Below are 24,992 nucleotides of genomic sequence, written 5' to 3'. Positions count from 1 at the left end.
GTCAAAAATCTCACCCGCTCAACAAACCCGCGATCATCACTCAACCCGAAGGTCAAATCCTCATCAGCGCCTCGTCTGCGGTGCCGGGCTTCTAGATCAGTCAAACCAACCTGTCAACCACTTTTTTTAGAAGAAAATCACAAACTTAATCGAAGCTCTTTTCTTCCAACATCAACAGAACTTCCGCCCCGTCAACGCCGCCAGCCTACTCAAATCAAACATCACTGCCCAACTCTTTCAACCAACTCCAAGGACGCATCAGCCTGCCGCTTGCGGCGCCGCCGCCCTCGTTGTGGCGCCATATAGACCCCACCAATCAAAACTGTCAACGCAGTTTCTCAAAAAAATAGGAATTTTCTTTCCACAGCCAATATGGTCCTTTTTAACCAAATTTCAACCGTGAAAAACTGGCGATTCGCACAGTTGCGACGATTCCGTGACGGTTGGCATGACAATCGGGTGAAGAACATGAAGCCTATGCCCTATATTCTGGCGGTCGATGGCGGCGGCACCGGATGCCGGGCGCTGCTGGCCAACCGCGATGGCGCGGCCCTAGGCCGGGGAACCAGCGGCCCCGCCAATATCGGCGCCGACCCGGCAACGGCACTGGACAATATCGTGCGCGCAGCGAAACAGGCCGTGCAGGACGCGGGGCTCGATGTCGCCATACTAAGAGAGACCTGCGCGGTGCTGGGGCTCGCAGGCGCAAATTCGCTTGCCGACAAGGGCAGTGTGGAGCGCCAACTCCCTTTCGGCAGGGTGAAGATCGTTTCCGACGCTGTGACCGCCCTGCAAGGTGCGCTCGGCAAGGACGATGGCGCGATTGTCATTCTCGGCACCGGTTCGGTCTTCGTCAAAAGGGAACGAGAGGCTTTCGAGATTGTCGGCGGTCGCGGCTTCATGTTGAGCGATCAGGCGGGCGGCGCGCGGCTTGGCCGCGAACTGCTTGAAGAAACGCTGCTTGCCCTGGACGGAATGGCGGAACGCACGGAACTCGTTGACGCCGTGCTGGCCCGGTTCGGCGGCGAGCTTCGTCGGATTATCGCCTTTTCGCGCACGGCAACGGCTGCGGACTACGCCGCCTTCGCGCCTACCGTCTTCGAATATGCGCACAAGGGGGACGCGCTTGGCATTTCGATCCTGCAACGCGCCTGCACTTATATAGGCCGCGGCCTGCAACGGCTCGACATAGAGAGGCTTGGCCGGTTTAGCCTGACGGGGGGCCTTGCCTCATCCTATGCGGCACTGCCCTTCCTCCCGCATCGTGAACTCTACCGACCTCCGCTCGGCAATGCATTGCAGGGCGCATTATCCCTCGCTTTGCTGGAGAACGGTCGCGATTGACCGCTGGCGGCAAAAACACTTGTCGCAGCCGGGTTTACCGCCTAACTTCCGGGAAACGGGCTTTGGCCTTGTGTTGCGAACGGCGCCGGTTTTGCTGGCGGCGTGTGTTGCGTATTTCTTTTCGTGCATTTCCGGACGAAGGCGGTTTCGGTTCTTCGAGGAAATGCCCCACAGGGGTGGCATGCTGACCAAAAAGGGCAAATATGGCCTGAAAGCCATGGTACATCTGGCGGGCGTTACCGATGGGCAACTGGTTTCCGCCAGCGAGATCGCCGAAAAGCACCATATACCGCGCAAGTTTCTCGACAATATTTTTACCGAGCTTCGCAATGCCGGTTTCGTCCTGAGCCGCAAGGGCAAGGGCGGCGGCTTCTGCCTTGCCCGCCCGGCGAACGAGATCGCCATCGGCAATATCATCCGCGCGCTTGATGGCGCGCTTGCGCCCATCGCCTGCGCCAGCAAGACGGACTATCGCCCTTGCGACGATTGCGATGAGGACGAATGCGAGGTGCGCCATATGATGCTCGACGTGCGCGAAGCCATCGCCAGCGTTCTGGATCACCGAACGCTGGCCGACAGCAGGGCCATGGATATAGTCTCACTGTCGAAATAGGCTTCAGGCTGGCGACCAGTTCGGAAACGGATCGTTCAGCCCCGACCAGCGCTCCGGCACGAAGTCTTCTTCCTCAAGGAGACACTGGTCCAGCGCATCGATGAGCGCGTCTTCCCGCATCGGATCGACGCCGATGAAAACGATCTCCTGACGCCGGTCGCCCCAGACCTTATGGAAATACGGCTCCATGGCGCGCTGCCATTCGGGTTCCTCCGGCCAGTATTGCCTGGGCACGGACGACCACCAGCGGCCCCTTTTTCCCGTGCGCACCAAGGCGCCAGCCTGACTGATTTCGCCAACGAAATCCGGCCTTGTCGCCAGCCAGAAGAAGCCCTTCGCCCGCACCACACCCGGCCAGCCCTTGTCGATGAAAGACTGGAACCTTTCGGGATCGAAGGGACGCCGCGCGCGATAGATAAAGGAGCGAACGCCATATTCCTCCGTCTCGGGTGTGTGCGCAGCAAAGCCGTGCAGCTCCTTGTACCAGAGCGGATGTTCATGCGCCTTGTTGAAGTCGAAGAGCCTCGTGTCCAGTATGGCGTCGAGCGGCACGTCACCGAAATCGGCCTCCTCGATGCGGGCATCGGGATTGAGCGAGCGGATGACCTTGCGGGCAAGATCACGCTCTTCCTGTGAAGCGGTCGATATCTTGTTCAACACCACGACGTCTGCGAACTCGATCTGCTCGACCAGAAGGTCGACAAGCGTGCGCTCGTCCTCCGCGCCGAGGGATTCGCCGCGATCGCGCAGGAAGTCGCTCGACGCATAGTCCTTCAGCAGGTTGGCTGCATCCACAACCGTCACCATCGTATCGAGCCGGGCGACATCGGAAAGACTGTTGCCCTTCTCGTCGCGAAACTCGAACGTGGCGGCGACCGGCAAGGGCTCGGCTATGCCGGTCGACTCGATCAGCAGGTAATCGAAGCGGCCCTGCGCCGCCAGTTGCGAAACCTCCTTCAAGAGATCGTCACGCAATGTGCAGCAGATGCAGCCATTGGTCATCTCGACCAGTTGCTCGTCCGTGCGGGAGAGATTGGCGCCGCCCTCCCGAACGAGGGCGGCATCGATGTTCACTTCGCTCATATCGTTGACGATCACCGCGACGCGGCGGTTCTCGCGATTGTTGAGCACGTGATTGAGCAGCGTCGTCTTTCCGGCGCCAAGAAAGCCGGACAGGACGGTGACGGGCAGTCTTTTTCTCATCACTGCGTTCCTTGATGAAACTGGAAGGGATCAATCGTGGTGATGCTGATCGAGATTGAAGGTCAGCGTGGTGAAATAGCTGAGCTTGTCGGCTTCCCTTGAGTCGGACAGCGGTTTGGAATGGCCCGCAGCAACGACATTGAGACCCGCATTGCGAATCCTGATTTTGGCGATGCCTTCGGCGTCGGTCTTTGCCGGTGCCGCGTGGCTGTCATTGACATAATCCGCCGTGACCTCGACGCCTTCCACCGGCTTTCCGTCAAGCAGAACCTGCACGGGAAGCTCGTTACCCGCCTCCAAAATCGTCGGGTCCATCAGGGGAACGATTTCAAACGGCAAGCCTTGCGGCTCGGGCTTCCTGCGCAGATGATCGAGAATGGCGACGGCAAATTTCTGGCTCTGGCTGGACTGTTTCGCACCCGGCACCTCGGACTTCGGCTTGTTGACCCACTTGCCGTCCGGACCCTCGGCCCAGAAGCCATTGTCGAATGTGCCGTTGACCACGACCGCATTTCCGGGCACGCCAAGCAGGGCATGATCTTCCTGCCGCTCGATCTTCACGGCAACATCCTTGCCGTCCCCGTCTTTGGCGGTAACCGTCTTCAGCTTCTGCGGATCATAGGCCTCGTCGCTTGCGCCATGGCCGTACACAACAGCCTGCGTTCCATGACGCTCGGCAATCCAGATGCCATGCGCACCCGCTACTGCCGGAGCAAGAAAAGTCAAAACGGCACCGGCCTGAAGCGCCCTCACAAAGCTACGCATTCATATCTCCTTTATGTTATATCGTAACATTTTTGATGGTGAAAATAGGCGGTTGAAGCCGCCTGAAATGTACGGGTAAAGCGGTTTGCGCTTGATCCGGCACGAAGCCAACGAACGAAGCCTGTTCCGCTTGTTCCGGTTTCTTGAGTGCCGGGCCGCCCGCAAGTTCAAGCAGGTTGCAACCCGGCACATTTGCAGCCGCTTTCCGAATGCGGGGGCATCCAGCAAAGGAAAGCGGCTGCGGTTGTTATTTCGACAGGCAGGTTTTCAGTGAATCCGCCAGATTGCGGATAAGCTGCGGATAAAGGTCCGGCCCATCCTTCAATTCCGCACCCAGAGGATCGAGAACGCCGGTTTTGGCATCCGTTCCGTCGATAACGGTTTTCACCAGCTTCGGCTCGAACTGCGGTTCGGAGAACACGCAGGCTGCGCCGAGCGACTTGATCTTGTCGTGAATTTCCTTGATGCGCGCCGCACCCGGCGCCTTTTCCGGGCTGACCGTGATCGATCCGGCCGCCTTCACGCCAAAGCGATTTTCAAAATATTGATAGGCATCGTGGAAGACGATGAACGGCTTGTCCTTGACCGGCTCCAGTTCGTTGGCGACTTCCGCCGTCAGCGCGTCGATCTTCTCGCCATAGTCCTTTGCGTTCTTCTCATATTGCGCGGCATGTTCCGGGTCGCTTTCAGCAAGTGTCTTCGCAATATCCGCCGCCAGAACCTTTCCGTTCTGCGGGTCGAGCCAGAAATGCAGGTCAAATTCACTGTGGCCATGGTCATGCCCGTGATCATGGCCGTGCCCTGCCTCCGGAGCTTCGGCGGCATGATCGTGTCCTTCATGTCCATGGTCATGCGCTTCAAACGGACCGCCTTCACGGAACTTCAGCTTCGTCAGGCCATCCGCATCGCCAAGCGCGACAATCTTTGCGCCCTCGCCCAGCGTGTCGATGGGCTTGTCGAGAAAGGTTTCCATCGACGGCCCGGCCCAGAAGATCACCTTGGCGTGCTCGATTGCCTCGGCGTCGGAGGGCTTGAGGCTGTAGACATGCTCGGAACCTGCCCCCTGCACGATCAGCTTCGGCTCGCCCACCCCCTGCATGACCGCCGACACAATCGAATGGAGCGGCTTGATTGATACGACGACGCCTTCGCGCTCTGCGGCAAGCGATATATTTGCGGCACCGGCCAGAAACGCCGAGGCGAGGAGGAGGGAGCGGAGATGTTTCATGGTCTCTCTCTTGTGGGATTTATGAAGGACATCATATTCAAGTGATATGTTATTTTATAACGTCTGTTGCGTTATGCTATAACGTCTGCCATAAGGTGAGGCAACCCCCAAATTTGCAAAAATTGCAGCCGGGGTGGTGCAACGGCAATGACACTTGGAAAAGCCCGGAACAGATGAGCAGGAAGACCGCCCTCCCCGCCCAAAAGGCGCGGGAAACATTGATCGAACTGAAGGGCGCCGGCGTCTATCGCGACGGGCGCTGGCTTGTGCGCAATGTCGACCTGAGCGTCGAGCGCGGGGAAATCGTGACCCTGATCGGGCCGAACGGCGCGGGCAAGAGCACCGCCGCCAAGATGGCCCTGCATATCCTTAAGCCGGACGAAGGCAATGTGATCCATCTGCCGGGCCTTCGCATCGGCTATGTGCCGCAGAAGATCAATATCGACCGCACGCTGCCGCTTTCGGTCGAGCGCCTGATGACGCTGACCGGCCCTCTCGGGCGCAAGGATATCGAGGCGGCATTGGAAGTGGTGGGCATCCCGCATCTTGCAAAAGCCGAGATCGCCAACCTGTCGGGCGGCGAGTTCCAGCGGGCGCTGATGGCGCGCGCGCTTGCCCGCAAGCCGGACCTCATGGTGCTGGACGAGCCGGTGCAGGGCGTCGATTTTTCCGGCGAAGCCGCGCTTTACGAGCTGATCGCGAAACTGCGCGATGATACCGGCTGCGGCGTGCTTCTGATTTCGCACGACCTGCATCTGGTCATGGCGGCAACCGACCGCGTCATCTGCCTCAATGGCCATGTCTGCTGCAGCGGCACGCCGCGCGACGTGACGGCAAGCCCTGAATATATGCGGCTGTTCGGCAGCCGCGCCGTCGGGCCGCTTGCCGTTTACGAGCATCATCACGATCACACGCACTTGCCTGACGGGCGCGTGCTGCACGCAGATGGTTCCGTGACCGATCACTGCCATGCCGATGACGGCCATCATCATGACCATGACCACCACGAAGGGAGCGCGCCCCGTGCTTGACGACTTCTTCACCCGCGCCATCATCGCCGGTGTCGGTCTGGCGCTCACCACCGGTCCGCTCGGCTGCTTCATCGTGTGGCGGCGTATGGCCTATTTCGGCGACACCATGGCGCATTCCGCGCTTCTCGGCGTGGCGCTGGCGCTCGTTTTCGACATCAATATGATGATCGGCGTCTTCGCGGTCGCGGTGGCGATTTCCGCCGTTCTGCTGCTCTTGCAGCGCCGCCATACATTGTCGGCGGATTCGCTCCTCGGCATCCTGTCCCACGCCACGCTGTCGCTTGGCCTCGTCCTTGTCGCCTTCATGACATGGGTGCGAGTCGACCTCCTGTCCTTCCTGTTCGGCGACATTCTGGCCGTTTCGCGCATGGATATCGCCTTCATCTATGGCGGCGGGGTGTTCGTGCTGGCGGTTCTGGCCTGGCTGTGGCGTCCTTTCCTCGCCGCCACCGTCAGCGAGGACATAGCGCGTGCCGAAGGCATGAACCCGGCTTTGTCGCGCATTGTCTTCATGCTGTTGCTCGCCATCGTCATCGCCATCGCGATGAAGATCGTGGGAATCCTCCTGATAACCTCGCTGCTGATCATTCCGGCGGCAACCGCACGCCGCTTTTCCTCCACGCCCGAACAGATGGCCGTCCTCGCCTCGCTGATCGGCGCTGCCGGGGTGATCGGCGGGCTTTATGGCTCCATTCATTTCGACACGCCATCCGGCCCGTCCATCGTGGTCGCGGCGCTTGCCATTTTCATTTTGAGCCTGTTACCCCTACATAAGAGGGAACAAGCATCACCGAAACGGATCGCTGGACAATGAGCACCCATCACCATCATCACGCCCCGCAGGACCTGACCCGCAATCAGACACTGGTTTTCGACGTGCTGTCGAAGGCGGATGGCCCGCTCAGCGCCTATACGATCCTCGACCAGTTGCGCGACGATGGTTTTCGCGCGCCGCTGCAGGTCTATCGCGCGCTGGAAAAGCTGCTTGACTACGGGCTGATCCATCGGCTTGAAAGCCTCAACGCCTTCGTTGCCTGCGCCCATCCGCAATGCCATCAGCAAGGACTCGTGGCTTTCGCGATCTGCGAGAAATGCGGTCAGGTGACGGAGTTTTCCGACGCGGCGATCGAGAACCTCGTCAGCGCATGGAGCCTCCAGAACGGGTTCAAGTCGCGCAAGACGACACTGGAACTGCGCGGCCTCTGCGAAGCTTGCGGCGAGCACTAGAGCATTTCCAAAAGTGCGAAGCGGTTTTGCGTTCGCAAATGCGGAACAAGATCATACTCAAACAGATACGAACCTGTTCAAGGTAACCATGCCCGAAGGTTCCCGGCTCAAAAAGTAACGCATCGGCAATCGAAACCTGCTAAACTGGGCTCTTAAAACTGCGCATCGTGCTTTCTGAAAATCCTTTCCGATTTTCAGGCCGATGCGGTGGGGAACAGCAGGTAAGATTTTGATATGGCGCGGGTTAAGCCATCCCATGAACGTCGCAGGGAAGAAAGACAGCGCACAAGGCTGCGCTCGGGCAAGATCGTGGGCCTCGACGGGCGGTTTATCATCGAATGCCAGTTCAGCGATATCGCGCCCCATGGCGCCAAGCTGAGGACCGTCGAAGTCCCCACCCTGCCCGAGCGTTTCTGGCTGTTCGACGATTATTACGGTCGCGCACTTCTGGCCCGCGTCGCCTGGCGCAATGGCCGCGAAATGGGGGTGGAGCTTGTGTCCGACCCGGCAGTCACGCCGCTCGACGAAGAGCGCCTCGCCCAGCTTTCAGGGAAATATTATTCGCTGTGACCGGCAGACCCGGCGTCGGCCTGCTTTGCCGGCTCCTGGCTCGCGGGCGCGCGCGGCGTGCCGCGCATATTCATGGCGCGGATTTCTTCGGCTGAAATATAGTTGAACTGCTCGACCAGAAGGTCCTTGATCACCGGCTCGGGGAACCGCGCATTGAGATCGGAGATGATCGAGGCGCGCACTTCCTCGAAGCTCACCTTCTCGACCTCCTTGGTATCCGAATAGCTGCCATAGAACTTGCGGAAGATTTCATCGCTGATGAAGAATTCGAGCGGCACGCTGAGCTTCTTGCGAATGTTCGAATCGACCGTATAGACAAGCTGCGTGACCACATAGCCGGCGACGCCGCCGTTCGAGAAGATCGGCACGCTCATCACATCCGTCTTCACATAATCCACGCCTCCGAACCCGCCGGTCGCGGCCTGCGCCTCGCCAGAGGGCGAGGCGTTCTGGCGAACGGCGAAGAAAAGCGAGCCGAAAGCGACGGCGCAGATCCACAGGCCGATGGCAATGATGCGGATCATCGTGCGTGACCGAGCCTCGCGCTCTGCATGGAATAGGTGCCGTCGGCTTCCTGCGTTTCCAGCGCGCCGCGAATGAGGTCGGCCAGCTCGCCCACCGCCCGCAGATGCAGTTGCAGCGCCTCGCAATTCTTCTCAAGCTTGTGCTTCAGGCTGTCGAGCAGCGGCTGAAGGCGCTTCATCGCCGCCGGTTCGGCAGCGCTGGCCGCTTTCTTGATCGCCTTGTTGAAATCGTAGAGCCCCCGGCTCTTGCGGGCGTTGATTTCGGCGAGGTCCGGATTGCCGCCTTCCAGCAGAAGGCGCGTTTCCGTATCGATCACGTCTTCCAGACGCTGGATCGCCCGCACGACCGGCTTCAATGTCGGGTTCTCGGCCGGTTCCTCTGCCAGCGCCTGACCGGGTTCGCTCGTCATGGCGACGATCAGCGAATCCTCTGGCAGGCTGTTTTCAGAGCTTGTCTCGGTCATTTCGGGGTCCTCAATTATGACGCTTGTCGTTACGGCCCAGTCAGCCGCGCGCACTGTCCGTGTCGCTGATGTCTATCTTTTCATTTTCCCGCATGTCCTTATCCCGAAACCGGTTCCCACTTTCGGGAGACATGCTCCAGCTGCTTTTGAATGAGCTTGCGTTCAAAGCCATGCACAATGTCCTTTGAAACGGCGTCCTCGCTCATCTGGTCTCCCAGATTGTTGATCGCGTCTCCCAGGGCTACCGTCGTCGGCGCATCTGGCCGTCCGTTGCGCGCCCCCTGTTCCTCAAGCAACCTGGCAATGCCGACACCGCCGCCATCCGCCATCTTGTTTGCCATGGCTTCCGCCATCATGGACTTCCAGTATTCACCGGCAATCCCCTTCCCGAAGGTCGCCGTCGTGTCGCTGGTGAACATCGACTGCACGAAGGATTGCAGCATGAAAGCCTCGAACTTGCGATAGGCCGGGTTGGCCGCATTCTGCGCATCCGGCCGCACGCTGACCCCAGCGGCGAGGCTGTCGGAAAAGCTGGCGAAACCATCCCGCGTCAGCCCACCGGCGCCAGAGGCCACCATGGTTCCCGATGCGGACGGTGCCCTCAACCGTTCCGCCGCCATGCGATAGGCTTGCGGATCGGCGGCGCGCGCCACGTCCATCACCAGATCTGACGGCGGGTTGATCGCCATGCATCACTCCTTGTTTGTTATGTGCACCATAATAGGTCAAACTTGACTGAAACTTGTGCGTGCGTTCAGCCTCGTTTTTGCGCTCAATCAGGGCCTTGCGGGCGATTTGTCGTTTTCCGGCTAATAAATTCCTCGATGAGACTGGAAAGTTCGCGCCGGTCGCGCTCGTTTCTGGTCTCCGTCAGGCGATCTTCCAGCAATTCAACCCGCCGCTGCTCCTGCAAAAGCGCCTTGCGCTGCACATCGAGCCGCTGTTCAAGCTGCTGCGATTCGGCGGCATTGTTGCCAAGACGCCGGATCAGCAGCGATGGGTCGATATTGAGCGCATCGCCGTCATAGCGGCGGTCCTGCATGGCAATCAGCGCCGCGCGCTCCTCCGCCAGCGCGCCCTTGCGCGCATTGGCTGCGGCAAGCGCCTGCTCCAGCCGGGCGCTGCCAAGCTTTTGTAGTTCAATCAGCTTCTTGAGATTGCGCGGATTGGTCATCGCGGCCTCAGAACAATTCGCGCAACTGCGTCGCAGTTTCGTTGGTGAAGAAGCGCAGGAGTTCCGGCAGGATGAAATAGACCACCAGCAGCCCTCCCCCCAGAACGAATGGCATGGACACGAAATAGACCGGTATGGTCGGCGTCAGTTTGTTGACGAGGCCGATGGCGAAATTGACGAGGATCGCAAAGACGATAAAGGGGGCCGCGATGCGCAGCGTCGCCAGAAAAGCCGCCGAAAGCGCATCGGTGAAATCGATCATCGCCGCATCGGGCCGGAACTGTCCGTCAACGGGAATCGCGACATAGGAATTGAGCAGCGCCCGGAAAATTTCCAGATGCATGTCGGTGATGAAGAACAGGAACAGCGCGCTGAAGGTGACGATGGTTGCAAGTGTCGCCTGCGGTTCGCTTTCGGTGATCGCATCGGCGGGGGAGCCGGAATAGCCGACGGAAACCGCCATCGTGCTCGCCATGAATTGCAGCGCCCAGAAATAGATATGCGCCAGAATGCCGATGACCGCGCCGACGAACAGTTCGCTCGCCATCAGGCGGAACAGGGTCCACGGTTGCCCGGCATCGACAACGGTGACGATGTGCTGCAGCACCAGCGGCAGCACCGCGAAGGAACAGGCCAGCGCGATGTAAAGCCTCACCTGCAACGGAATGCGCGCGCTCGAAAGCCCCGGCATCAGCATCAGGCACGCGCCGATGCGGCAGAACGCCAGTATGGCGGCCAGGATGATTTCATTGAGCGGCAATTGCGCGACAGGCACTCAAGGCCCTTTCATCATATCAAGCAATAATTACTCCCTCGTCCTTCGATCCTTCGATCCTTCGAGACGCCAAGCCTCGACAAGCTCGGCATGGCTCCTCAGGATGAGGGGCGTGGGCGCCAAGACTTTTTCCTCGGCCCGAAGGAGCTGCGCCGTGAGCGCATGCACGGGCGCGTCTCCAACTCTCGCTCGCTCCCCCTCATCCTGAGGAGGTTCCCTGAGCCCCGCTCAGGGAACCGTCTCGAAGGACGAGGGTCGAGGGACCGGAAGACCAGAGGATTGAAGAACGCTGTTCTCTCACGAAATCGCGCCCAACGACTTCACCTCCACGCCACGGGCGATTTCGACATGGGACAAGACAGGCAGCGTGGCGAACAGCCGCTCGATGATCATGCGAATGTAGGGCCGTGCTTCCGGCGATGACACCAGCACGAAGCGCTCGCCATTGTCGAAATGCTTGCGGATGACGGTGGAGGCTTCCGTGCCGAACTGTTCCAGCAGGCGCGGATCGATGTCGAATTCGACGATTTCGCCCTTGGCGTCACGCTTGAGGCTCTGGTGGAAAACCAGATCCCAGCGATTGCCGAGACGCAGAACATTCAGCACGCCATTGTCGGAAAGGTCGCCGCAAATCTGCTGCGCCATGCGCATGCGCACATGCTCCACGATCATTTCCGGGCGGCGGACGAGCGGCGCGATTTCGGCAATGGCTTCAAGGATCAGATGCAGGTTGCGGATGGAAATGCGCTCGGCGAGCAAAAGCTTCAGCACCGCCTGCAAGCCGGAATAGGAAATATGCGATGGGCAGATATCTTCCAGAAGCTTGCGATATTCCGGCCCCAGACGGTCCAGCAGGATACGCATGTCCTTGTAGGACAGAAGCTGGGCCAGATTGTTGCGCACGATTTCGCTCAGATGCGTCAGCAGCACCGAGAGATTGTCCACGGTCATGTAACCGTCGCGGCGCAGATCGGACGCAAAGGTTTCCGGCACGGAATAGGCGCGCATGCCGAAGGCCGGTTCGCGCACTTCCTCGCCCGGAATGGACGGGATCGGGCGCTCGCCCAGCACGACGAGCGTTTCGCCGACGCGCAGCTCGTGGCTGGCGACAGCCGTGCCGTGTATCTTGATGCGGTAGCTTTTCGGTGGCAGCGCGATATCGTCCGTCACCTTGATCTCGGGAATGACGAAACCGTATTCCTGCGCGAACTTGCGCCGCATCTTGTTGACGCGATGCGCCAGTTCCTGCTGCGAGGCGATCAGCCGCGCGGAAAGCTGCTTGCCGAGGCAAAGCTCGATCTGGTTGGTTTCAAGCGACGCCTTGACGGAGTTGCGCTCCTGCTCTTCCGCTTCGCGCTGCTTCTTGCCGGCCTCGTTGGCTTCCGCCTCGCGCTGGCGCGCCTGACGGCGCGGCACGGCAATGCCGACAAAGGCCATTGCGCCGCCCAGCATGAAGAAGGGGAAGGCTGGCAGGCCCGGCATGATGCCGAGGACGAAAAGCAGCATTGCCGCCACCAGAAGCGCCTTCGGATAAGCACCGAGCTGACCGAAGATCGCCTGATCGGCGGAACCGCGCGTGCCGCCCTTCGACACCAGAAGACCGGCGGCGAGCGAGACGATCAGCGCCGGAATCTGCGTGACCAGACCGTCACCGACCGACAGCTTGGTGAAGACGTCAGCCGCGTGCGCAATATCCATGCCGTGGCGCGTGGCGCCAATGATGATGCCGCCAAAAATATTGATGGCGGTGATGATAAGGCCCGCAATCGCATCGCCGCGCACGAATTTCGACGCACCGTCCATCGAGCCGAAGAAGGAGCTTTCCTCTTCCAGCTCACGGCGGCGGCGCTGCGCTTCCTTTTCATCGATCAGGCCGGAAGAAAGATCGGCATCGATTGCCATCTGCTTGCCGGGAATGGCGTCGAGCGTGAAGCGCGCGCCCACTTCCGCGATACGTGTCGCGCCCTTGGTGATGACGAGGAAGTTGACGATGATGAGAATGCAGAAGACGACCAGGCCGATGACGAAATCGCCGCCCATCACGAATTGCGAGAAGCCATGGATCACGTGACCGGCGGCGAGATAGCCTTCATTGCCGTGGGTGAGGATCACGCGCGTCGTCGCGATGTTCAGCGACAATCGCATCATGGTGGCGATCAGCAGCACCGTCGGAAAGGCGGAAAAATCGAGCGGGCGCTGAATCCACAGCGCCACCATCAGGATCAGGACGGAAAAGGCGATGGAAAACGCCAGCCCGATATCCAGCACGACCGCCGGGACAGGCAGGAAAAGCACCGTCAGGATGATGATGATGCCAACCGCCAGACCCATGTCGCTGCCGGTTAGAAATCCGCCTTTTATAAAGGGTTTAGCCGCTGCCTGCTGCACGTCCGTCTCCTGTTTGCGGACGGACCTTAGCGTGCGAAGCTTGCGCGAAGGCTGTGCGAAGCGCATCCCGAAAAGTGCGAAGCGGTTTTCGGGCAAGATGCGCTTTAAAAAAGCAGCTAAAAGCCCTTCTCAATGCGCGAATAGGCCAGCAGCGTGAACGAATTGATCTGCGCGCCGACGAAGGGCGCGGTAAGCGCCAGCACGACGAAGATGACGATGATCTTCGGCACGAAGGTCAGCGTCATTTCCTGTATCTGCGTCAAGGCCTGGAAAAGCGCGATGCCGATGCCCGCAAGCATGGCGGCAAGCACCGCCGGGCCGCTTGCCATAAGCACGGTCCAGATTGCCGAATTGACGATATCGAGCGCGTCGGCCTCGTTCACCGCATCAGGTCCTAGCTGATCTTGACGCCGGGGCCGATCATCAGCGTCTTGCCGTCTTCCAGTTCCGCCAGCATGCCGCTGGACTGGATGGTAACGGACTTCACGACGCCCGAAATGCTGCCATCGGCATTGGTCAGCGTGCGGCCGATCCAGCCTTCGGCCTGCGTCAGCGACGTATTGGCGATCAGGGTTTCAAGCTTGCTGTTCATCTGCACGGCCTGCTCGACATTGGAGAAGGTCGCAAGCTGCGAGACATATTGCGTCGCGTCCATGGGCTGCGTCGGGTCCTGATTCTGCATCTGCGTCACCAGAAGCTTCAGGAAGGAATTGTAATCGACGCTTGCCTTGCTGGCCGCGGAATTGCTGTTGGACGTATTGGTGTTGTTCGTCGTGTTGGTGCCGACCGGCGGTGTCGTGGTCATCGGTTTGCCTCCGCAGATTTCCGGATTGGAGCCACTGGCAAAGCCGGGGCTTCGAGGCCCATCAGTTCGGCCTCGCGTGGATATTGCGCGCGAATGGTCTTGAGCGCCTCGAAAACGCGCCCGTTATGAACCAGCTCATCGACCAGCTTCAGCGCATTGAGGATTTCCGCATCCTTGAACGCCGAGAACATGCCCTTCAGCATCTGCGCGAAGGTGCGGTGCGCCTCTTCGCGCATGGCCGGTTCGATCAGCATCATCTGCGCGGCGAAATAAAGCTGGCGCAGCGGCGTGGTCGTGTCTTCGGGCTGGAGAACATGGTTTTCCAGAAGGAAGGTGGCGTCGTTCAGAAGTTCGAGCGAGACCTTGCGGTCGGCTTTCAGCACCGCGCCATTGATGAAGATTCGCTCGCCCGCGCGCAGCGAAAGGCGAATGGCCGGTTTTCCGTTGGACGCCATTTCAAAGTCCGTCCCGGATCGACTGGGTGATCTCGATCAGCGTGGCGTAATCGTTGCTTTCGCCCTGACGGATGCGCTCGATCTCCTTCAGCACGAAAATGCCCACCGAAATGATCGCCGCCTTCAGTTCCTTCGGCAGCACGTTTTCTTCTGACCCAAGATCGTCGATGATCGTGGTCCAGAGCTTCGTGGTGAAATAGGCCGCGTCGATCCCCTCGCGCGAACCGGAACCGTTTTCCCTCGCCGCTTCGAGCATCGCGATGGAACGGTCGAACAGCGCCCGCTCCCGTTCCCTAGCGCTCGCCATATCGTCAGTCATGACATCTTCGTAGCGCATCTGATACATGGTTTTCTCCGTCTATCAGTCCGGACGGTCTCGCATCATGCTGCCGTCCTCCCCCTTAACTATCTGAGATAGTTGAGCAGGCTCATATTCTGCAGCTGCACCGTCAGCGAATAGGAAGTCTCGATCTGCGTCTTCAACGCGTTGACGCGGGTCGCCGCTTCATAAGGATCGACTTCCTCAAGATTGAGCACCGACTGGTTCAGGATCTTCTGCTGGGCCACGATGCGCGTCGTCGCCGCCTGCGTGCGCGACTGCGCCAGACCGAGCGTCGTCTGTTCCGAGGTCGTTTCGGTGATCGCCGTCGTCGTGGTCTGCATGGCCTTTTCGGTCAGGGCTTCGAAAGCCTGGCTGTTGAGGCCGATGGTTGCAAATTCGGCCACCATGACCGCCGACATGATCGTCTTGCGAAAACCGTCGGCATTGGCAGAGATCGAGGTATCGGCGGTTTCGGTCGGCGAAATGCGGCTCTTGATGACCGTATCCGACGCATCCGACCAGTTCGCGGCCCAGTTGGCATCGTTGAACTCATCAGCGAAATCGCCGTCGAGAAAGGCCGTCATCTCGTCGCCGGTGATGCTGGCCACCTGCGGATCGTCGATGGCGAAGCCGAAATGGTTCTGGAACGCCTGACGCACCGCCGTCTGTGCGGCGCTGCCTTCGGTATAATCGGCAACCGGCTTCACATCGGTGTTCACCCCGGCGAAGATATATTCGCCATTATAGCTGGTGTTGAGCAGGCCGGTGACGGAATTGAGAATGGACTTTGCCGATTTGGCAATCGTGGCAGCGCTTTCGGCGGTGTTGTTGGCGCCCGTCAGGTCGCCCAAAAAGTTCTGCGTATTCTCGATGATCGTGCCGGCTGCGGTCTGCGTCGCATTCATGCGCTGCTGCACCAGCTTGTTCATGTCGGTGAGCACGCTCAGCCGGTCATATTCCTTGCGCAAGGATACGGTCTGCCCGGCTTTCGAGCCAAGCGACAGCCCGACATCGAACACGGTTCCCGTGGTCGCTTCCTGTTGGGCTTTCAACATCTCGGCCTTGTTCTTCGCGACAAGGGCCCGGAGGGCTGACGTTGCGCCGTAAGTGGAAATCGATTGCGCTTTCATTGGCCTCACACCGCGTTGAGAAGATCGTCGAGCATCGCGCTGATCGTGGTCAGCACCCGGCTCGATGCCTGATAGGAATGTTCAAGATCGAGAAGCAGCGCCATTTCGGTGTCCATGTCGACGCCGTTGGCGTTGGAGAGGGCTGCATCCGCCTGGCTGGCAACCGTCGCATTATAGGAGAATTCGCTGTTGGCCTTCTGGCGCTTGCCCTCAAGCCAGCTGATCGATGACGCGCTGTAGTCCGTCAGGCTGGCGCTGGCGGCGAGACCCGCCGCCGGATCGAACGCCATCGGCTCGGAAAATGCCTCGTTGAGCGCGCGCAGGCGGTCGCTGAACCCGGCAGCCCCTTCGCTATTGTACTTATAATCGGGCCCGTTCGCCCCGCCGTCACGCAGCAAAAGCGCGCTGCCGCCTTCGGACGCAACGAAAGCAGAGGACACCTTGATGCTGCCTGCGATGCCCGCCGTCACGCCAGCGCCCGGCACATCCGGCGATCCGCCCCAGCTGAAAAGGCCCGTCTTGTCGGTGCCAACGCCGGTCTGGTCGCTTTCGGCAAACATCGTCACCAGATTGCGCGCAATCTCATCAAGCTGCATCTGGTATTGCGGGGCGATCTGGTCGCGCAGTTGCAGCAAGCCGCTGAGCCGCCCCGTTCCATAAGGCTGGTCGAATGTCTCATGATTGAGCGGCACGCCGTCCACCAGTACCGCCTTGCCGGAAATGCCCGGCGCCAGCACCGTCGATTGCTCGAAGCTGACCTTGCGCGCCGTCGTCTCGAACAGCGTCACGCCGTTTTCGGCAAAGATCACCATGTCATTGTCGCCGCGCATCATGGTGGTGATGCCGATCTCGCCTGAAAGCTGCTTCAGGATCGCGTCGCGCTGATCCATATAGTCGGACACATCGCGATTGGCGCGGGTGCCGCCGACGATCTCCTGATTGACCTTCTCGAACTTGGCAAGAAGATCGTTGATGTTGGCGACGGAATCCGCAATTTCCCGGTCCGCATCGTTGCGCAGCGACTGGACCTGCTTGGTTCCGGCATTGAGCGCATTGGCAAGCGACTGCGCTATCGAGACCACGCTGTCGCCAAGCGCGCTGTTGGAAGGCGATGCGGCATAGGTCTGGAGCGCATCGCGCAGATCGCCGATCAGGGCCGAGGGCGAGCCGGAATAATTGTCTGCCGAATAAAGCGACGAAAGGCGGTCAAGCCCGCCTGCGAGAATGGAAGAAGAGGAAGCCGTGCTGTTGGACTGGATGAACCTGTTGAACAAAGCCTCATCCGCCGACCGGCTGATGCCCACGTAAAGCGAGCCGTAAGGCCCCGATACGAGAGAAGCGGTGCGCCGGGAATAATCCGGATCGTTGGCGCCCGCAATATTGCGGGAGACAACGGAGGTCTGCTTGGACGTTGCCGCAAGCGAGCTTTTGGCTGTCAGAAGAGCAGAACTAAGCGACATCTTACCCCATCCTACAAGTGCATTCCCGGTGAAGGTGAGGAGCAGGCCCCCCGGAAATGCGGCTGAAACAACTGCCCGGAACCCGTCCCGTCATTCCGCCGGAACGAAACCGCCCCAGGCGACCGGTCCGCTGCGTGTTGCCCGCGCGGGCCGGATTTACGGCAATTCCGGGAAAAGGCTTCCACCCTTTCCCGGAACGCTTCAATCTATCTCTTCAGGTTGACCAGCACGTCCATCAGTTCCGAGCCGGTCTGGAAGACCTTGGAATTGGCCGTGTAGCTGCGCTGCGCCTCGATCATGTCGGTCAGCTCCTGCGCGATATCGGCATTGGATTCCTCCAGCGTGCCGGACATGACCTTGCCCATGCCGTCGCTCTGCGGGAAACCGAGGCGAACATCGCCCGATTCAGCGCTCGGCAGGAACACGTTGCCGCTCACCACCGTCATGCGGTCCGGGCTTGCGACATTGGCGAGCGGAATGCGTGCCAGAACCTTCTGCGTGCCGTTCTCGTAAATGGCGACGACCGAACCGTCATTGGCCACATCCACACCCTTGACGGCCGAAGGCGCCTGGCCGTTGATCTGCGCCTGCGAGATCGTGTAGTCGCCAGCGCGCTGGGTCGAGGCGCCGAGATTGAGGCTGAGGCTCTGGCCGCCATAAGGCCCGAGATCGACCGTGACGTCGCCCGCCGACGTCATCGCGCCCGTCGTCGGATCGAAGGTCAGAGTGGTCGGACCGCCGACGACTTGATTGTCGGCTGCGTTCTTGACCGTGACGCTCCATTCGTCCGCGCCCGTCTTGCTGAAATAGACGTCGAGCGTGATCTTCTCGCCCTTATCATTATAGGAGATCAGCGAGGTCTTGTGATTGAACTCGCCCGCCGCCGGTACCTGATCGCTAGACGGCAAATTAACGGTAAAGGTACCCGAAGTACTACCTTCCGCCGGAAGGGCGGCGCTGTTGACATTGATGATGTTGAGGCCCGGGATGGTCAGCGCGCCGGCGGGATCGTTCGGGCCTGCGCCCAGAAGATAATAGCCGGCTGAATTGACCAGATTGCCGTTCTTGTCGGGCACGAAGGAACCGGCGCGAGTCAGGAAGGTGGAGCCGTCCGCGCCCTGCACCACGAAATAGCCGTTGCCGTCGATGGCAAGATCGGTCGTGGACGATGTGGAGCGGATGCCGCCCTGATCGGAAATGCCGTAACGAACATTGGTCAGCACGCTGCCGGAATTATACTGTCCGCCGGTGCTGGGCAGAACCAGCGACGAAAACTGGGTTTCGGCGCGCTTGTAACCGACGGTGCTTGCATTCGCGATGTTGTCAGCGACCGCCGACAGGCGGTTGGCCTGCGCGTTCATTCCCGAAACACCGGTCCGCATCATACCGTAGAGGCTCATTGGCAGCTCCTGATTGGTTGTAGCACCATGGTTGTAGCACCGGCCAAAATCCGAAGATCCTGGACCGGAATCCGTAAAATCCAGCGATGGAATCGGCAAATCGTCCCACCCATCCGCGGTAAAGCTAATGAGCCACGCTTGCGTGAAACTGTAGCCTTGGGATTTTTTACGCTTTTACTGAAGGGACCGGTTTACCGAAGGCACCCGCGCGTCTGGAGATCGCGGTGCCGGAATGCATCAACCTCATTCGATATTGATGCAGTAGCCGAGGAAGCGCTTGGAATCGATGGGATCGAAACCCATCTGCTCGCGCAGCTTCTTGCGCAGCTTGCTGATGTGGCTTTCGACGACATTTTCTTCGACTTCGCTGTCGAAAATGCCGTAGATCGCGCTGAAAATCTGCGCCTTGTTGAGACGGCGGCCGCGATTGGCAATCAGATATTCCAGGATGCGGCGCTCGCGGCGCGGCAGCGGAAAATCAACGCCGTTGATCTGCGGATCGCGGCCATCGGAAAAAACGCGGATCGGGCCAAGCTCGGTGCCGTTGTCGCTGGAAGCGGCGGACGCGCCCGCGCGGCGGCGGATGGCATTGATGCGCGCTAGGATTTCACGCACATGCACCGGCTTGCGGACAACATCGTCAACGCCTGATTGAAAAAGCTCCAGCGTATGTTCAAGCGACGGGCGGTCGTTGACGGCGATCACGGGCGCCTTGCAGCGTTCACGAATCCGGGCCGGAAGCCGGTGCTGATCGGCACATTCACCGATCAGGAAGGCTTCGACGGCCATGATGTCCTGCTGTGGAACGCTCTCCACCCACTCATCGAAATCGGTAGGGGTAAAACCTGTTGTCGTGATGCCTTCGCGACCGAACCAGGATGAGTATCCATCAGTCACAATATCTCTGTCGTCTACGACAACGATCATCGGCCCGCCTTCCGAATCAATATGTTAGCCCAAGCACGCTAGCAATAACTGGGGGAGGGAATCAGCAACAATGGCAATTAATTGCCCGCAATAAATTGGGAGGCATTTTAGCTTATACTAAAATAAAAGGAATCGCATTGATTGCAACGCGTCCGCCCCCTTAGCCGTTGAAACCTTAACCGGAGGTTAACGGCTCACAAACTTTTACGATTCTTTACAAGGGCTTAAAATTCGGGTCGCTTTAACAGCTCCCGCCAAGGGCTGCAACCGTTAATTGAGCACCCGCAACATGGGTGCACCTGACACTCTGTTACAACCTGTAAAATTTCCCGGGTTTTCGGCTCAGCCGAAGCAGAAGCTTCGCGCCGCAGCCGTCCAGTTTCCGAAGCCGCTGGCGACCATATTCGTCATCACGCGGCAGACATAACGCTTCTGGGCGGGGTCGTTGTTCGGTCCCGCATGATAGCGCGCGACCGCCATCGTCCAGTTGCCTTCGCGCTGTCGAAGCTGCTTCAGGAAGCGCGCCGCATAGTCGACATTGAGGCTTGGCATCAGCATCGCGGCGACTGATGGAAATTCCTTGCCGTGGTAGTGATAGTTGATCTGCATGCAGCCGAGATCGATCAGCTTTGCGCCTTCGGCCCGGACCTCATTGAAACGCCTTATCGCCGCCGTCTGCGACGGCATGAATTCGGCGCGCCCTTCGATGTTCATCGCATAGGGTTGCAGGGAATTCTTGCGTCCGGTTTCGGTCAGCCCCACCGCATAGAGAATGCCGAGCGGCACATCGTAGCGCGCCGATGCCCGGTGCATCTCGCGCTCGCAGATATTTTCGGCGCGGGTGGGGCGACTATCAGACAACCAGACCGCGATTGCGGCCATCACTGCCAGCAATGCCGTTGCCGCTTTCCTGCGCGGCTTGCCTGTCCGAACGCTCCTGTCCTGCCTGACCGGATTCGCCATTCCGCCTGCCCTCACCGCCCATGAAACCCGCCTGCGCCTGCGCGCCGTTCCGTCCGTCAAAGCCCTGCTGCATGTTGAAAGCCTGCTGCTGGCCTGCATTCTGCGACGCCTGGGGCTGTTGCACCGCGCCTGCCGCGTTGCGGTCGGCAACGGTTACGGAAATTTTCGCGTCGTCCGCTATCCCCGCCGCCTTCAGGGCTTTCTCGATCATCGAGCGGTCAGCGGCGAGCGCTTCCGCCGCATGGGTCTTTTCAGCGACGAGATGCACCTCGACCCCTTCCGATGCCACGCGGATGCGTGCCGTCACGATCCCAAGTTCCGCCGGATCGAGCCTGATCTGCAAGGTCTTGACCGGACCGAAGCTGCGTTCGGACACCACCTGAATGTCGGCGATCCGCGCCGCGCCCGGCGATGGCGCGGCGGAGACTTTTACGTCTGCGGGCGCATTGCCCTTCGCGGCTGGCTGCGGCTGGAGATCGGCACGGTCAGGCGTTTGCCCCGTCTGCTGCTGCGCCTGACCCTTATCCGTTTTCAGAAGGCTGGCGAGGTCGTCCGTCGCTGCTTCCGTCTGATTGTCGACGCTTGCTTTCGGTGCATCCTGCTTGACCGGCTGATCGGTTTTCGCGCTTGCCGGGAAGGTCGCCTGAGCGACTGTCTTCTTCTGTCCGGCACCGGCGGCAGGCAATTCACCGCCCTGCTCCTCGACCTCTACCGGGTCGTGCTCCTTAATTAAGGCAGACAGCGGATCGGGGAGGTTTTGGTCGTTTTTCGCGAAATTTCCTGTGGCGAAATTGTGATTGACCCCCTTCAAATCGGGCGAGGATGTGTCCAAAGAAAGGATATTTTGTGGCAGAGCGAAAATCGCAACCGGTGTCGCGCCGTCCTCCTCCCTCTTTTCAGCCTCGTCCGTCTTGGCTCCCGGCTCGTTTTCATCCTTCTTTTCGACCTTGCCTTGCGGCCTTTCCAGAAGCGAGCTGAACAATTTCGCCGGGTCGGACTGCCCCTCGTTCTCGCCTTCGGTCTTTGCCTGCGACGGACCGGAATTTCGGGCGAGCGATGCAAGCCGGCTGGTGGAATTCAGCAAAATATCAACGCTCATTGAACGGTCTTTCCTAGCAAGGCATCGATTTCGGCAAGCTTGCGCCGCGCATCTTCCATCGTCTTCTGCAAATCGTCTTCCGGCTGGTTTCTGGCCGGTTTCTGGTTGACAGCGACCGGAGCTGGAACCGGCTTTTCGGCCCGGTTTTCCGGCGAATTTGCCACGGCCATCGGCGGCACATCCTTTTCCGTAAGCGCCGGTTTTGCGGGCGGCGAAGCGTCCGGCGTACGGGTAACGACGGTGCCGACTGCTTCGGCGGCTTTCAGCAATTTGCGGTCCGGCTCCTGCAGCTTGTCGGGCGAAATCTGCGACAGTTCGCGCAGCGCGCTGCCCGCCGAATCCGACGCCACATCGCTTGCCGCCGCATAGAGATTGGCGCGGGTCGGGTCGGTTTTCAGCTTGTCGGCAAGCTTTTTCGCCTCCGCCGACATGAAACGCGCTCGCTCCGTCTGGCCATCGACAAGCGCTCCGCGCGCGATTTGCAGATAGAGCGAATATTGCATCACCGGATCGGCCGAGCCGATCAGCCTTGCCAGTTCCGCATTGCCGATACGGTCGTTGAGCTTTACCGCCGCATCGACAAATTGCGCCATGAAATCACGCATATAGGGCGAACGGGGAAAGCGCTGGAGATAGTTTCGCGCCAGAAGCCTGATCTTGTCGGCGTCGCCAAGCCGGGCTGCGATCGGCATCGACCGGCGGATCGCCGCTTCCTCGAACAAGGTGCCGGGCGCGTCGAGCCGCACCTGGTCGAGCCGCATCAAGGCCGTCGCCGGATCGAAGGCTGTCATCTGGCTGGCGGTGACAAGCACGATGGATGCCTTCAGTTCCGCCGGAACATCAGGCGACAGCGGCACCGAAAAAAGCTTCACAACTTCAATCGTCTGGCCGGAAGCATAGGCCAGCGCGCCCTTGACCAGTTCCGGCGGCACGGCATCGGTCTTGAGGTCGGCCAGGACCTTGCGCACGGCTTCCGGATTGCCGCCATTGAACAGATAGATGATCGCCGCGTAGACATTTTCCGGATTGTTCCAGACCTCGCCCGACGCGCGTCCCATATCCGCGCTGACGAAGCCCAGAAGCTTGTTGAGCATCACGACTGCTTCCGGCTTTCCGGCGACAATCTGGTCCTGCAACATGCGCAGCGACCGCACGAGCTTGTAGGGTTCCAGCACCGGCAGCGTGCGGGTCCCGGCTGACGCTGGCGCTTGTGCGAAGGCCGCTCCCGTCAGGAAAAGGCCTGCAACACATGCCAGGAGTGAGCGCGTGGCGAACCGCTTCCCATATTGCTTCATGGCGCGGACTTGAGGAAAATATCGATGCGGCGGTTTTCAGCCGCATTCGGATCGTTGGTGTTCTTCGGCTGGCGGTCGGCATAGCCTTCCACGCGCAGCACGCGCTTTTCGTCAAGCCCGCCGCGAACCAGCATGTAATAGGCCATCTGCGCGCGCGCCGATGAAAGACGCCAGTTGTCATAGGTCGCGCTCTTGAACGGGCGCGCATCCGTATGCCCGCTGATGATGACTTCGCCGGGCTGGCGGGAAATCACCTGCGCGATACGCTCCAGCATCTGTACCACCCGGGCATCCGGCTTGGCGGAGCCGATGGTGAACATGCCGTAGTCGATCTTGTCGGTAAGCTGGATCATCACGCCGCCATCGACGGGAACGACCGTCACGTCGGGCATCGGCTCGGCTTTCTTCGCCGCGGCATCTTCCTTCGCGGTTTCGCCTTCTGCGGCCTTTTTCAGATCGGCGATGAGCTGTTCTTGCGTTTCTGCTGGCGCTTCCGCAGGCTTTGCAGCCTCTTCCGGTTTCGGCTGGGCCGCTTCCGGCTTCGGCGGGGCGGCAGGCGCGGCATCCGGCGGGGTCAGGTCGCCGACAGCCTTGCTCGACCAGTAGTCCGGGCTGAAAGGATCGCGATAGGCTTCGCCGCCTTCGGCACCCGTTGCGGGACCGGATTGCGACGTGCCGCCATCGCCCTTGGCCGACTGGTTCTGCAAAACACCGGTTTCGTGGGCCAGTTCCGACAGCACCGCATAAGGTTCGCGGAAAAGCTGGCGCTCTTCCTGTTCGCTCACCGGCGCAACGGTCGTATCATTGATGACCTTGGTGCTGTTTTCGATCTTCTGGTCGCTTTCATAGCGAACCTTGCCGTCTTTTTCCTCGATATCCTGCACGCCCTTGGGGCTTGAATGCCGGTCCATCAGCTTGACGGGATTGAAATAGCTGGCAACCGCCGCCTTGGTTTCCTCATTGGCGGCATTGATGAGCCACATGACGAGGAAGAAGGCCATCATTGCAGTCATGAAGTCGGCATAGGCGATCTTCCACACGCCGCCATGATGGCTGTCATGGTCGTCATGCCCGCCACGGCGAACAATGATGATCTCACGCTTGGTTTCGGGATCGATGCTCATTGGACCGCAGCCTTCAATTCTTCAAGAAGCGGCGCGATGCGCGTTTCAAGCATCCGCTCGCCAAAGGAAAAGGAAAGTTCGTCCGCACCGGTTTCGGAAAACCGGCAGCCGGACGGCAGAAGGGCAGCATGATCCCGCAGCGGCGCGATCAACCGCGCCGGACCGGAAATTTCCGGCGCTTCGCCATCAAGCGCCAGCGCCGCAATGCGCCGTGCAAACTCCGCAACCGCCTCGCGCTCCATCTTTTGCGCCAGCAACGGCATCAGGATTTCGGCGATCTGGCCGGAAAAACTGCGCTCCAGCGCAGCCAGCGCTTCGGTCAGGCTTCCCGCCAGAAGCAGGGCCTGCTCACGCGAGAATGCAGCGCGCAGCGTTTCGATTTCGGCCTCGTGCTCACGCAGAAGCCGCGCCTTCTCGGCCTCGTAAAGCGCCTCGGCTTCGCGGTGCCCGTCCTCGCGGCCTGCTTCAAAGGCAGCGCGCTTTTCTTCCTCACTGGCGATGATGGCCGCGACTTCCGCCTGCTCGGCGGCAACAGAATGTTCAGCGGAGACCGCACGCTTCTGCGCCTCGCTCACGCCCTGCGGCGCGGGCATCTCCTTCAGCGGCTTCGGCGGCAGAGGCGCGGCAATGATCTCGACCGCCTCATCACCGATATGATGGGTCGAAAAATCGGGAAGGTAACGGCTCAGCGAAAGCGCGCTCATCG

At 60.0% G+C, this 24,992-nt stretch carries 28 protein-coding genes; 6 read left to right on the top strand and 22 right to left on the bottom strand.

Annotated features, from left to right (window positions below; all coding sequences use genetic code 11):
- Positions 1-477 precede the first annotated feature (477 nt).
- Together F9K78_RS09255 and F9K78_RS09250 are read left to right on the top strand one after the other, a co-directional pair.
- On the top strand, positions 478-1,344 hold the full coding sequence (locus F9K78_RS09255) for a glucosamine kinase nucleotide-binding domain-containing protein (RefSeq protein ID WP_121983526.1): 867 nt from the start codon (positions 478-480) through the stop codon (positions 1,342-1,344).
- Between the two features lie 181 nt (positions 1,345-1,525).
- On the top strand, positions 1,526-1,957 hold the full coding sequence (locus tag F9K78_RS09250) for an RrF2 family transcriptional regulator (protein WP_121983525.1): 432 nt from the start codon (positions 1,526-1,528) through the stop codon (positions 1,955-1,957).
- 3 nt (positions 1,958-1,960) lie between these two features.
- Here F9K78_RS09250 and zigA read toward each other — a convergent pair whose 3' ends face one another.
- The 3 genes from zigA to znuA form a co-directional block, all read right to left on the bottom strand.
- A complete protein-coding gene (gene zigA, locus F9K78_RS09245; RefSeq protein ID WP_121983524.1) occupies positions 1,961-3,160 on the bottom strand; it encodes a zinc metallochaperone GTPase ZigA in 1,200 nt (399 codons plus the stop codon).
- Positions 3,161-3,190: 30 nt separating this feature from the next.
- Positions 3,191-3,925 (bottom strand): DUF4198 domain-containing protein, encoded by a 735-nt coding sequence (locus F9K78_RS09240; protein WP_121983523.1) that lies wholly within the window; start codon positions 3,923-3,925, stop codon positions 3,191-3,193.
- Between the two features lie 247 nt (positions 3,926-4,172).
- The gene (znuA, locus tag F9K78_RS09235; RefSeq protein ID WP_121983522.1) at positions 4,173-5,153 is read right to left on the bottom strand and encodes a zinc ABC transporter substrate-binding protein ZnuA; all 981 of its coding nucleotides are present in this window, start codon (positions 5,151-5,153) and stop codon (positions 4,173-4,175) included.
- A 173-nt stretch (positions 5,154-5,326) separates the two neighbouring features.
- On the opposite strand from znuA, the gene F9K78_RS09230 reads away from it, so the two are divergent.
- From F9K78_RS09230 to F9K78_RS09215, 4 genes are all read left to right on the top strand, one after another.
- Positions 5,327-6,184 (top strand): ATP-binding cassette domain-containing protein, encoded by an 858-nt coding sequence (locus F9K78_RS09230; RefSeq protein ID WP_121983521.1) that lies wholly within the window; start codon positions 5,327-5,329, stop codon positions 6,182-6,184.
- Positions 6,144-6,998 carry a zinc ABC transporter permease subunit ZnuB gene (znuB, locus tag F9K78_RS09225; protein WP_121983537.1) on the top strand — a complete coding sequence of 285 codons (855 nt, stop codon included), beginning with the start codon at positions 6,144-6,146 and terminating at the stop codon, positions 6,996-6,998. The genes F9K78_RS09230 and znuB overlap by 41 nt, the downstream gene beginning before the upstream one ends.
- The gene (locus tag F9K78_RS09220; protein WP_121983520.1) at positions 6,995-7,411 is read left to right on the top strand and encodes a Fur family transcriptional regulator; all 417 of its coding nucleotides are present in this window, start codon (positions 6,995-6,997) and stop codon (positions 7,409-7,411) included. Before znuB ends, F9K78_RS09220 begins: the two co-directional genes overlap by 4 nt.
- A gap of 234 nt (positions 7,412-7,645) precedes the next feature.
- The gene (locus F9K78_RS09215; protein WP_006469386.1) at positions 7,646-7,981 is read left to right on the top strand and encodes a PilZ domain-containing protein; all 336 of its coding nucleotides are present in this window, start codon (positions 7,646-7,648) and stop codon (positions 7,979-7,981) included.
- Here the strand turns inward: F9K78_RS09215 and F9K78_RS09210 are convergent.
- The 19 genes from F9K78_RS09210 to F9K78_RS09120 form a co-directional block, all read right to left on the bottom strand.
- A complete protein-coding gene (locus F9K78_RS09210) occupies positions 7,969-8,505 on the bottom strand; it encodes a hypothetical protein (protein WP_121983519.1) in 537 nt (178 codons plus the stop codon). The genes F9K78_RS09215 and F9K78_RS09210 overlap by 13 nt on opposite strands.
- Positions 8,502-8,969, bottom strand: a complete 468-nt coding sequence (locus F9K78_RS09205; RefSeq protein WP_121983536.1) for a flagellar protein FlgN — start codon at positions 8,967-8,969, stop codon at positions 8,502-8,504. Before F9K78_RS09205 ends, F9K78_RS09210 begins: the two co-directional genes overlap by 4 nt.
- Before the next feature lie 98 nt (positions 8,970-9,067).
- Positions 9,068-9,658 carry a rod-binding protein gene (locus F9K78_RS09200; protein WP_121983518.1) on the bottom strand — a complete coding sequence of 197 codons (591 nt, stop codon included), beginning with the start codon at positions 9,656-9,658 and terminating at the stop codon, positions 9,068-9,070.
- Positions 9,659-9,741: 83 nt separating this feature from the next.
- A complete protein-coding gene (locus F9K78_RS09195) occupies positions 9,742-10,143 on the bottom strand; it encodes a hypothetical protein (protein WP_121983517.1) in 402 nt (133 codons plus the stop codon).
- A 7-nt stretch (positions 10,144-10,150) separates the two neighbouring features.
- Positions 10,151-10,918: a flagellar biosynthetic protein FliR gene (gene fliR, locus F9K78_RS09190; RefSeq protein ID WP_121983516.1), complete on the bottom strand. Its 768-nt coding sequence runs from the start codon at positions 10,916-10,918 to the stop codon at positions 10,151-10,153.
- Between the two features lie 297 nt (positions 10,919-11,215).
- Complete coding sequence (gene flhA, locus F9K78_RS09185; RefSeq protein WP_174813392.1) at positions 11,216-13,372, bottom strand: flagellar biosynthesis protein FlhA; 2,157 nt, start codon at positions 13,370-13,372, stop codon at positions 11,216-11,218.
- Positions 13,373-13,422: 50 nt separating this feature from the next.
- Positions 13,423-13,689 (bottom strand): flagellar biosynthesis protein FliQ, encoded by a 267-nt coding sequence (gene fliQ, locus F9K78_RS09180; protein ID WP_006469393.1) that lies wholly within the window; start codon positions 13,687-13,689, stop codon positions 13,423-13,425.
- An 11-nt stretch (positions 13,690-13,700) separates the two neighbouring features.
- The gene (gene flgD, locus F9K78_RS09175) at positions 13,701-14,111 is read right to left on the bottom strand and encodes a flagellar hook assembly protein FlgD (protein ID WP_121983515.1); all 411 of its coding nucleotides are present in this window, start codon (positions 14,109-14,111) and stop codon (positions 13,701-13,703) included.
- Positions 14,108-14,566, bottom strand: a complete 459-nt coding sequence (gene flbT, locus F9K78_RS09170) for a flagellar biosynthesis repressor FlbT (protein ID WP_121983514.1) — start codon at positions 14,564-14,566, stop codon at positions 14,108-14,110. Before flbT ends, flgD begins: the two co-directional genes overlap by 4 nt.
- Before the next feature lies 1 nt (position 14,567).
- On the bottom strand, positions 14,568-14,912 hold the full coding sequence (flaF, locus tag F9K78_RS09165) for a flagellar biosynthesis regulator FlaF (protein WP_121983513.1): 345 nt from the start codon (positions 14,910-14,912) through the stop codon (positions 14,568-14,570).
- A 59-nt stretch (positions 14,913-14,971) separates the two neighbouring features.
- A complete protein-coding gene (locus F9K78_RS09160) occupies positions 14,972-16,018 on the bottom strand; it encodes a flagellar hook-associated family protein (protein ID WP_121983512.1) in 1,047 nt (348 codons plus the stop codon).
- Between the two features lie 5 nt (positions 16,019-16,023).
- Positions 16,024-17,478, bottom strand: coding sequence for a flagellar hook-associated protein FlgK (gene flgK / locus F9K78_RS09155; protein WP_121985404.1), 1,455 nt, complete (start codon positions 17,476-17,478; stop codon positions 16,024-16,026).
- A gap of 206 nt (positions 17,479-17,684) precedes the next feature.
- The gene (locus F9K78_RS09150) at positions 17,685-18,878 is read right to left on the bottom strand and encodes a flagellar hook protein FlgE (protein WP_121983510.1); all 1,194 of its coding nucleotides are present in this window, start codon (positions 18,876-18,878) and stop codon (positions 17,685-17,687) included.
- 243 nt (positions 18,879-19,121) lie between these two features.
- The gene (gene ftcR, locus F9K78_RS09145; RefSeq protein ID WP_121985405.1) at positions 19,122-19,805 is read right to left on the bottom strand and encodes a flagellar transcriptional regulator FtcR; all 684 of its coding nucleotides are present in this window, start codon (positions 19,803-19,805) and stop codon (positions 19,122-19,124) included.
- Positions 19,806-20,147: 342 nt separating this feature from the next.
- Positions 20,148-20,687, bottom strand: coding sequence for a transglycosylase SLT domain-containing protein (locus F9K78_RS09140; protein ID WP_121983508.1), 540 nt, complete (start codon positions 20,685-20,687; stop codon positions 20,148-20,150).
- Positions 20,659-21,867, bottom strand: coding sequence for a flagellar hook-length control protein FliK (locus F9K78_RS09135; protein ID WP_121983507.1), 1,209 nt, complete (start codon positions 21,865-21,867; stop codon positions 20,659-20,661). Before F9K78_RS09135 ends, F9K78_RS09140 begins: the two co-directional genes overlap by 29 nt.
- A complete protein-coding gene (locus tag F9K78_RS09130) occupies positions 21,864-23,162 on the bottom strand; it encodes a chemotaxis protein (RefSeq protein WP_121983506.1) in 1,299 nt (432 codons plus the stop codon). Before F9K78_RS09130 ends, F9K78_RS09135 begins: the two co-directional genes overlap by 4 nt.
- Positions 23,159-24,286: a flagellar motor protein MotB gene (locus F9K78_RS09125; RefSeq protein WP_121983505.1), complete on the bottom strand. Its 1,128-nt coding sequence runs from the start codon at positions 24,284-24,286 to the stop codon at positions 23,159-23,161. The genes F9K78_RS09130 and F9K78_RS09125 overlap by 4 nt, the downstream gene beginning before the upstream one ends.
- Positions 24,283-24,990, bottom strand: a complete 708-nt coding sequence (locus F9K78_RS09120) for a hypothetical protein (RefSeq protein WP_121983504.1) — start codon at positions 24,988-24,990, stop codon at positions 24,283-24,285. Before F9K78_RS09120 ends, F9K78_RS09125 begins: the two co-directional genes overlap by 4 nt.
- Positions 24,991-24,992: the final 2 nt, after the last annotated feature.

It is taken from the genome of Brucella pseudintermedia (assembly GCF_008932435.1).
Taxonomy (GTDB): Bacteria; Pseudomonadota; Alphaproteobacteria; order Rhizobiales; family Rhizobiaceae; genus Brucella; species Brucella pseudintermedia.
This window is presented reverse-complemented; position numbering and strand designations above follow the sequence as displayed.

Bases quoted from the DNA above. Each gene is read 5' to 3' on its own strand.
- F9K78_RS09230 (WP_121983521.1), top strand. From the start codon at position 5,327: ATGAGCAGGAAGACCGCCCTCCCCGCCCAAAAGGCGCGGGAAACATTG.
- flbT (WP_121983514.1), bottom strand. From the start codon at position 14,566: ATGGCGTCCAACGGAAAACCGGCCATTCGCCTTTCGCTGCGCGCGGGC.
- F9K78_RS09135 (WP_121983507.1), bottom strand. From the start codon at position 21,867: ATGAGCGTTGATATTTTGCTGAATTCCACCAGCCGGCTTGCATCGCTC.
- zigA (WP_121983524.1), bottom strand. From the start codon at position 3,160: ATGAGAAAAAGACTGCCCGTCACCGTCCTGTCCGGCTTTCTTGGCGCC.
- F9K78_RS09125 (WP_121983505.1), bottom strand. From the start codon at position 24,286: ATGAGCATCGATCCCGAAACCAAGCGTGAGATCATCATTGTTCGCCGT.
- znuB (WP_121983537.1), top strand. From the start codon at position 6,144: ATGACCATGACCACCACGAAGGGAGCGCGCCCCGTGCTTGACGACTTC.
- flhA (WP_174813392.1), bottom strand. From the start codon at position 13,372: ATGCGCTTCGCACAGCCTTCGCGCAAGCTTCGCACGCTAAGGTCCGTC.
- F9K78_RS09150 (WP_121983510.1), bottom strand. From the start codon at position 18,878: ATGAGCCTCTACGGTATGATGCGGACCGGTGTTTCGGGAATGAACGCG.
- F9K78_RS09140 (WP_121983508.1), bottom strand. From the start codon at position 20,687: ATGGCCGCAATCGCGGTCTGGTTGTCTGATAGTCGCCCCACCCGCGCC.
- F9K78_RS09210 (WP_121983519.1), bottom strand. From the start codon at position 8,505: ATGATCCGCATCATTGCCATCGGCCTGTGGATCTGCGCCGTCGCTTTC.
- F9K78_RS09205 (WP_121983536.1), bottom strand. From the start codon at position 8,969: ATGACCGAGACAAGCTCTGAAAACAGCCTGCCAGAGGATTCGCTGATC.
- F9K78_RS09240 (WP_121983523.1), bottom strand. From the start codon at position 3,925: ATGCGTAGCTTTGTGAGGGCGCTTCAGGCCGGTGCCGTTTTGACTTTT.
- F9K78_RS09220 (WP_121983520.1), top strand. From the start codon at position 6,995: ATGAGCACCCATCACCATCATCACGCCCCGCAGGACCTGACCCGCAAT.
- F9K78_RS09195 (WP_121983517.1), bottom strand. From the start codon at position 10,143: ATGACCAATCCGCGCAATCTCAAGAAGCTGATTGAACTACAAAAGCTT.
- flaF (WP_121983513.1), bottom strand. From the start codon at position 14,912: ATGTATCAGATGCGCTACGAAGATGTCATGACTGACGATATGGCGAGC.
- F9K78_RS09255 (WP_121983526.1), top strand. From the start codon at position 478: ATGCCCTATATTCTGGCGGTCGATGGCGGCGGCACCGGATGCCGGGCG.
- F9K78_RS09250 (WP_121983525.1), top strand. From the start codon at position 1,526: ATGCTGACCAAAAAGGGCAAATATGGCCTGAAAGCCATGGTACATCTG.
- znuA (WP_121983522.1), bottom strand. From the start codon at position 5,153: ATGAAACATCTCCGCTCCCTCCTCCTCGCCTCGGCGTTTCTGGCCGGT.
- flgK (WP_121985404.1), bottom strand. From the start codon at position 17,478: ATGTCGCTTAGTTCTGCTCTTCTGACAGCCAAAAGCTCGCTTGCGGCA.
- F9K78_RS09200 (WP_121983518.1), bottom strand. From the start codon at position 9,658: ATGGCGATCAACCCGCCGTCAGATCTGGTGATGGACGTGGCGCGCGCC.
- ftcR (WP_121985405.1), bottom strand. From the start codon at position 19,805: ATGATCGTTGTCGTAGACGACAGAGATATTGTGACTGATGGATACTCA.
- F9K78_RS09215 (WP_006469386.1), top strand. From the start codon at position 7,646: ATGGCGCGGGTTAAGCCATCCCATGAACGTCGCAGGGAAGAAAGACAG.
- F9K78_RS09130 (WP_121983506.1), bottom strand. From the start codon at position 23,162: ATGAAGCAATATGGGAAGCGGTTCGCCACGCGCTCACTCCTGGCATGT.
- flgD (WP_121983515.1), bottom strand. From the start codon at position 14,111: ATGACCACGACACCGCCGGTCGGCACCAACACGACGAACAACACCAAT.
- F9K78_RS09160 (WP_121983512.1), bottom strand. From the start codon at position 16,018: ATGAAAGCGCAATCGATTTCCACTTACGGCGCAACGTCAGCCCTCCGG.
- F9K78_RS09120 (WP_121983504.1), bottom strand. From the start codon at position 24,990: ATGAGCGCGCTTTCGCTGAGCCGTTACCTTCCCGATTTTTCGACCCAT.